Consider the following 6,552-nt stretch of genomic DNA (forward strand, 5'->3'; position numbering starts at 1 on the left):
CGCCTGACACACCGCCATCGCGAGCAGGCTCGCTCCCACAATTTGCCCATCTAAACTGAGTGAGATCAGGCTCAACAGCCTTTTTACCCAACCATTTATCGAACCTGCTGAGCAACACCAGCAAACGTGATTTAATACCCGACTTTCACGGTTCAGGGACAGGGAAGCGGTGTTCTTCGCGGCCAAAAGTCGCCCGCCATCCACCCCCATTACCCGAGGGTCTGTACGTAAACTCGCCGAGCGGCGATCAGGCAAGGCAAAAACAGGCGAGCAAGCGGAATGTAGGGACCTACATGAGCATTGCGAGCCTGTTTTTAACGCAGCATGATCGTCGCGCAGGCAGTTTTCGTACAGAGCCTAAGTCGTTCTCACATAAGGCTGTCATGGATACGGGTTCTCGACTCAAATTAGTACGCGAAAGCTACAAACTGTCCCAGCGCGAGCTGGCCCGGCGTAGCGGCGTCACCAATGCCACCATCTCCCTGATCGAACAGAATCGAGTCAGTCCTTCTGTCAGTTCCCTGAAAAAGCTCCTCGAAAGCATTCCCATGTCTTTGGCGGACTTCTTCACCTTCGATCAGCCGCCCCAAGAGCACAAATACGTCTTCCGCGCCAACGAGCAGCCCGACCTGGGCCGTGATGGCCTGCGTCTTTTGCTGATCGGCGCTTCGGTGCCGAGTCGGCAGATGCGTCTGTTGCGCGAGCAATACGCACCGGGTGCCAGTTCTGGCGAAGAGCCGATTGTGCATGTGGAAGGGGAGGAGTGTGGGCTCGTTACGCGTGGCACGGTTGAGCTGACGGTTGATGGGCAGGTCAGTGTGCTCAACGCTGGCGACGGGTATTACTTCCCGACGACGCTGCCGCATCGGTTTCGGAATATTGGGGCGGATGAGGCTGAAATCATCAGTGCCAACACCCCGGCGAACTTCTGATGGGAAAGGCGGCTTGAGGGCTGCTTCGGTCCCGAGTGTGCGAAAACCTGCACCTTTACCTGACGCTGGATTCAAAAAATGAACGATCGGCTTTGCCTTGTCTTTGTTCCAGCATTAGTAGCTCTTCTCACTAATGCCGAAAAAACAAAAGGCTCTCCGTTGACTGAATCGGAAGTACTTACGATCAGAGATCAAGCAGCATGTATTGCAGTCCCGGTAAGCTCCGCAATTGAAATGGAAGAAAAGCGTGGGTACGCAGACATAGTGGCAGAAGACTGTTGGGTTGGATGGCTGTCCGCACGATCCAAGATATTTGGTTCTTAGATCAGTCCATCGCTATGCGTTTAAGCCCGTCATCATTTCGCTCCAATTGACAATCCGGATCATCCAAAACACTATCACCCCATGACCTACACACGCCGCATAAACATGATGTGCTCCTCCATGACCGCCTCTGGCGGGCCGTGAGGTCATGCGTTCGTAGGATTTGACGTAATAACCCAAGGCCCCGCCAGAAATGGACGGGGCTTTTTAGTTCTCCGTCCACCGATGGCTAACGGAGAATGAAATGTTCGAGATCAGACGCGCCACGCCAAGCGATTCCCAAACAGCCTTCGACATTCGCCTTCAAGCGATACGGCACCAGTGCATCGGCGCCTATACGAACGAAAAAGGTGACGGATCTATTTAAGTAAATAGATCCGTCACCTTTTTATTTTACAGGGCTTAACCGACTGGCATCAGGCGATACGTCGACGGCATTCTTGTAGCCCTGTCAGTGCGTTTTCAACTAGTGCTCCAGTGCTTTGCACTGATTGCGCAGGCCGTCGTCTTTGATATTTTGGCAACCCCCCCAGCCCTGCTTGGCCTTGCAATAGTTGCGCTGGTCATCRTYGCGGATGTTYCCACAATCGCCAGTACCTTCTGTTTCYSCTTTGCAGGCATTGCGCAGGTCGTCRTCTTTGATRTTTTGRCAGCCGCCTCGTCCCTCACGAGCCTTGCAATAGTTACGCTGGTCATCATTGCTGATGTTGTCGCAACTGGCGTAAACGTAGCTGCTGAACATCAACAACACGGCGAGGATTAGTCTCATTACACACTTCCATGATTTACCAGGGAACAGCCTGGTGCTGGTTGGTCCAAGATGATTGGGTGTTGTGGCGCGCTATCACATTGACATCATTTTATAGGAAAGTTCCAAGGCGGAATACGAGGGCATAGGTACATGGAACGCCGCCTCTCAAATTAGTACGCGAAAGCTACAAACTGTCCCAGCGTAGCGGCGTCACTTGCGCTTGCTCGGACGGTATCTACGCCGACCAGTCGAAGCAGTACACAAATTCGTAGGAGCTGCTGCAGGCTGCGATCTTTTGAGGCAGCCAACACTTAACCGACAGGCATTAGCCTGGGTGGTTGCTTTCGAACCTGAACGTTTTCAAACAGCCGGACGCGGATGTTTTGTAACGCTGCTCCAAGATTGACACGCCGGATCACCCCAAACACTATCGCCCCATGACCTACACACKCCGCATGAACATGATGTGCTCCTCCATGACCGCCTCTGGCGGGCCGTGAGGTCATGCGTTCGTAGGATTTGACGTCATTACCCAAGGCCCCGCCAGAAATGGACGGGGCTTTTTAGTTCTCCGTCCACCGATGGCTAACGGAGAACGAAATGTTCGAGATCAGACGCGCCACACCAAGCGATTCCCAAACAGCCTTCGACATTCGCCTTCAAGCGATACGGCATCAATGCATCGGCGTTTATACCGCGGAGCAAATGCTGGCCTGGACGGCAGGATCAGCCGAGGACGGGTACAGCGACCTGATGGAAAAACACTTTTATCTGGGCTGTATTCAAGGAGAACCAGTGGCGACGGGAATGCTTGATCTGGAGAGCGGCGAAATCGGCGCGATCTTTGTGCTTCMGGGTTTTATGCAACAAGGCATCGGCATGAAAGTCCTGAACCACCTGGAATGCTTGGCACGGAACTTAGGCCTGAAAGAAGTCAATCTGGACGCCACGCTGAACGCTGCTGATTTTTACCGGCGATGCGGTTACGTGGGTAACGAACCTGCTATTTACTATTCACCTTCCGGGCTTCAATTGGCGTGTGTACCGATGGTGAAAGGGCTTTTGTAGGGCAGGCGGGGGTTAGTTGCTTAACTGGCTGCAGACCCCGGGGGGCGGGGGCTCGTGCGGGACTTAATATTCCAGATGGCCACGATTGACAAACTCTTACGACTTGTAGGAATTTAGCCGCCCGCAGGTAAGGCATATCTGCTGACGGCCAAAAGATAGCCGTTATTCACCACACAAAGGATTGTCTATGCAAGGTTCAAATACCGTTGCCCAACCGGCGGGCGGTCAGCTGGTGCGTGCGCATCAGAACACCCCGCACATGAACATTGCCCAGCAAATCCTCGAATGTCTGTTTCGGCGTCGCAGTCTTGCCCCGGAACAAGATCATGAGCTTACGTTGCAGGTGCTGGAACCCCATCTGGCGAAGGTAATGCAGGCGGTCGAGAGCGGTCGCAAGGTCGAAATGGTCTTGCCAGCCTTTCCCGGCAAATCGCCCAGCCGCAAGAAAACCCTGAGCCATCTCCCTGATCTTGCTGAACACCATGCAATCGACGAGTTACACCGCCTGTGTGAAGAGATCCGGGAGATCTATGCACCGGGCGCGCTGATTCATATCTGCTCCGATGGCTATGTGTTCTCTGACCTGGTGCATGTTCCCGATTCTGACGTCAAGGCTTACACCGACGCTATCCAGGACTACGCCGAACAGCACTATCCCGGTACGTTCGCCCATTTCGACCTCAGGGATGCCTATCCTCAGCTTGATTGCCTGGACGCCATGCGTGAGGAGATGATGATCGAGCACGGTCAGTCATTGATCCTGTTGCAGCAGCGCTTCAAGGATGAACCGCACATGATGTTGATGTACTGCGGTATCCATCGCTTTCTGTCCGAGGATTATTCGGGGCTCAAGGTATTCGCCGGCATGAGCCTGAATGCGGTGAAGAAGGTCGCCAAACCGGCCTCCCAGCGGGTGATTCAGCGCAGTGAGGCCTGGAGCGCCCTGTTACTGGCGCGCTACCCGCATTGCCTGCGCCTGTCGATTCACCCGCAACTGGCGGTGTCGACGAAGATCGGTATCCGGCTGGTGCCCACCAGTGACCTGTGGCGCACTCCCTGGCATTCGGTAGCCATCAAGCGACGGGGTGTGGTCACCCTCGAAAAACGCAGTAATGTCGATGAGCGCTACCACCGTCTGGTGTTCCGCAAGGGGCGTCCTTGTCACTACGCCAGTGCTCAATGATGGCGTCCCGGTTGCGGGTCGAAGCCGTACTCTTCGATTTGGATGGAACCTTGGTCGACACCTTGCCGGACATCACCTGGTGTCTGAACCAGGTGTTACTCGAACACGGTTACCCGACGCTGACTGCGGAAACGGTGCGGGGGTATATCGGCGGCGGGACCACGGCGATGATTGAGCGGGTTGCCGCGCAGTTTGGTATCGCTGATGCAATCGCCCTGCACCAGCGCTACGTGACGCTGTATCAGCACAACCTGGTTCAATTTTCCCGGCCATTCAGCGGTGTACTGGAATTGCTCGAAGGCTGCCGCCAGTTACAGCTGCCGCTGGCTATCGTGACCAACAAGGCCGAGGAAATGGCCTTGCAGGTTTCCAGAACATTGCTGCCGCAGAATACTTTCGGGCCGATTCTTGGGCATCGCGCGGGCAGGTCACTCAAACCTCAGCCGGATGTGGCGTGGGAAGCCGCGCGGCGGTTGTCGGTTGATCCGCAACGCTGCTTGTTCGTCGGTGACACAGAGATCGACCTGAAAACCGCCCGTGCTGCAGGCATGTACTCGGCAGCAGTCACCTGGGGGTATGGCCTGACTCAGACGTTGCAGGCCCAGGTCCCGAACTTCTGCTGTGAGCAACCGTCCGGGTTGTTACGCATTCTGCAGCAAGTCTGCGGGACAGCGCATGTGCTCACCGAGCATGGCGATACCGTCAAATCCTATTGATACACACAAACCCTCAAGGAAGTTGTTCTATGGAACATAGAGATGCCTGGATCGCTGCCGTCAGCGATTTGCTGTCTGGTTATCTGCTCAAAGGCACGGATGATAGTTTCGAAACACAAGGCCGGGCGCATCTGGCGCGCAGCCTGGGGCAGTACTTTGATCAAAACCTGCCGGTACGTCTGGTACTGCCAGGTTTTCCCTGCAAGTCGCCCAATGCCAGTGACCAGACCTTCGGCGTGCTGCCGGATTATGGTGAGGTGATGGCCATCGAACGCCTCGACCAGCTCGGCCAAGCCATCGCCGCATTGCACGCACCGGGCTGTGTGGTGTCGATCCTCAGTGACGGGACGACGTTCAATGACATCGTTGGGGTGGCCGACGACGTTCGCGCAGCCTACAACCGGGCTTTGCGTGAACTGTGCACCACCCATACGATTCAGTGGGTCAGCATGGAAGACCTGTTCCCGCAGGCCCAAAGTGCCGAGTCGGTCCGCGCCAGCCTGGTCAAGCAGGCCCGTCTACCCTGGAAAAACCTTGGAGAGCTGATCGAGCAGAGCCGGCACGATGAATCCCTCAGCCAGGCCCATGACAACCTCTGCAGTCATTTGTACAACGACCTGCGCCTGTGCCGTGAAGACGGGCAGAGCGAGGACGAGTACCTGCAGCAAATCAACTTCAAAGCCTACCAAATGATGTTTCGCGGGCAGGCCTTGAATGCGGCAGTGGATCGTTTCTTCGGCGATGACATTCGATTGTCGGTCCATCAGTACAGCAATGCCGGACCCAAATTCACCGTTGGGTTGGCTGAAGGGCTGACCCGTGTCGACAGCCCCTGGCATGCCGTGCCGGTGTGCAACATCGATGGTAGCCAGCGTCTTCGCGCACGGGCCCAGGTCGACCTCGACCACCATGTGCTGGTCACCTGGCAGGGGCGGCCATGGCTCTACCACCAAACAGAAAACCCGCAGGCCCAAGGCTTCGAATACGAACTGCAAAAGCTTCCGCTATTTGGCCTGGTGGTGCGAGACCCGCTGGGGCTGGGGTTCGAGCGACTGTCCACCGGCCTGCTCGAGGCACTGGTGGAAACCTTTGGTTTCGTCTGTCTCAAGGGTTGTCGCTTCGACGACCAGGACAGTTTTGCTCGCAGCTGCGAACGTTTTGGCACGCTGTACGAGTGGGCCTTCGGTGCCGTGCATGTGGTCAAGCCCGCGGACAAACCCCAAGGCGTGGTGCACTCGCTGGAAAAAACGCCGTTGCACTGGGACCTGAACATGCTGCCCGACAGCGACCCACAGGTTCAGCGCAATCCGAAATTCTGCGCCAGCAAATTCATGCTGTATTGCAAGACAGCGCCGCAGCCGGGCGAGGGCCAGACCACCATCGTCGACAGCCGAAACGTGCTGCGAAAAGTCGGGCAGCACGTCGCCCGACAATGGCAGGCAGTGAACATCACCTACTACACCAARATGACYTACTTCGGCGGYTCGCCGCGCATGTACAGCCTGGTGGAYCAYCACCCCCGTAGCGGCGAACTCATCCTGCGTTACCAAGAGGGCACCGACTCGACATTGCAGACCC

General features: G+C 56.1%; 6 protein-coding genes and 1 pseudogene. All 7 read left to right on the forward strand.

Annotated elements, in window-relative coordinates; genetic code table 11:
- Positions 1 to 383: 383 nt before the first annotated feature.
- A complete protein-coding gene (locus tag AC1DH9_RS18415) occupies positions 384 to 932 on the forward strand; it encodes a cupin domain-containing protein (RefSeq protein WP_427543784.1) in 549 nt (182 codons plus the stop codon).
- Positions 933 to 1,010: 78 nt separating this feature from the next.
- Positions 1,011 to 1,256: a hypothetical protein gene (locus AC1DH9_RS18420; protein ID WP_427543781.1), complete on the forward strand. Its 246-nt coding sequence runs from the start codon at positions 1,011 to 1,013 to the stop codon at positions 1,254 to 1,256.
- 244 nt (positions 1,257 to 1,500) lie between these two features.
- Positions 1,501 to 1,605: pseudogene (locus tag AC1DH9_RS18425) on the forward strand (GNAT family N-acetyltransferase); the annotation flags it as partial.
- A 1,002-nt stretch (positions 1,606 to 2,607) separates the two neighbouring features.
- Positions 2,608 to 3,075 (forward strand): GNAT family N-acetyltransferase, encoded by a 468-nt coding sequence (locus AC1DH9_RS18430; protein ID WP_477808546.1) that lies wholly within the window; start codon positions 2,608 to 2,610, stop codon positions 3,073 to 3,075.
- Positions 3,076 to 3,262: 187 nt separating this feature from the next.
- Positions 3,263 to 4,258: an L-tyrosine/L-tryptophan isonitrile synthase family protein gene (locus AC1DH9_RS18435; protein ID WP_427543773.1), complete on the forward strand. Its 996-nt coding sequence runs from the start codon at positions 3,263 to 3,265 to the stop codon at positions 4,256 to 4,258.
- Positions 4,258 to 4,974, forward strand: a complete 717-nt coding sequence (locus AC1DH9_RS18440) for an HAD family hydrolase (RefSeq protein ID WP_427543826.1) — start codon at positions 4,258 to 4,260, stop codon at positions 4,972 to 4,974. The genes AC1DH9_RS18435 and AC1DH9_RS18440 overlap by 1 nt, the downstream gene beginning before the upstream one ends.
- Positions 4,975 to 5,003: 29 nt before the next feature.
- Positions 5,004 to 6,552 (forward strand): L-tyrosine/L-tryptophan isonitrile synthase family protein (locus AC1DH9_RS18445; protein WP_477808547.1); only part of this gene is annotated, 1,549 nt, incomplete at its 3' end.

It is taken from the genome of Pseudomonas sp. 05T35 (genome assembly GCF_056396605.1).

Coding starts and splice junctions, on each gene's coding strand:
- AC1DH9_RS18415 (WP_427543784.1), top strand. CDS start 384: ATGGATACGGGTTCTCGACTCAAATTAGTACGCGAAAGCTACAAACTG.
- AC1DH9_RS18420 (WP_427543781.1), top strand. CDS start 1,011: ATGAACGATCGGCTTTGCCTTGTCTTTGTTCCAGCATTAGTAGCTCTT.
- AC1DH9_RS18435 (WP_427543773.1), top strand. CDS start 3,263: ATGCAAGGTTCAAATACCGTTGCCCAACCGGCGGGCGGTCAGCTGGTG.
- AC1DH9_RS18440 (WP_427543826.1), top strand. CDS start 4,258: ATGGCGTCCCGGTTGCGGGTCGAAGCCGTACTCTTCGATTTGGATGGA.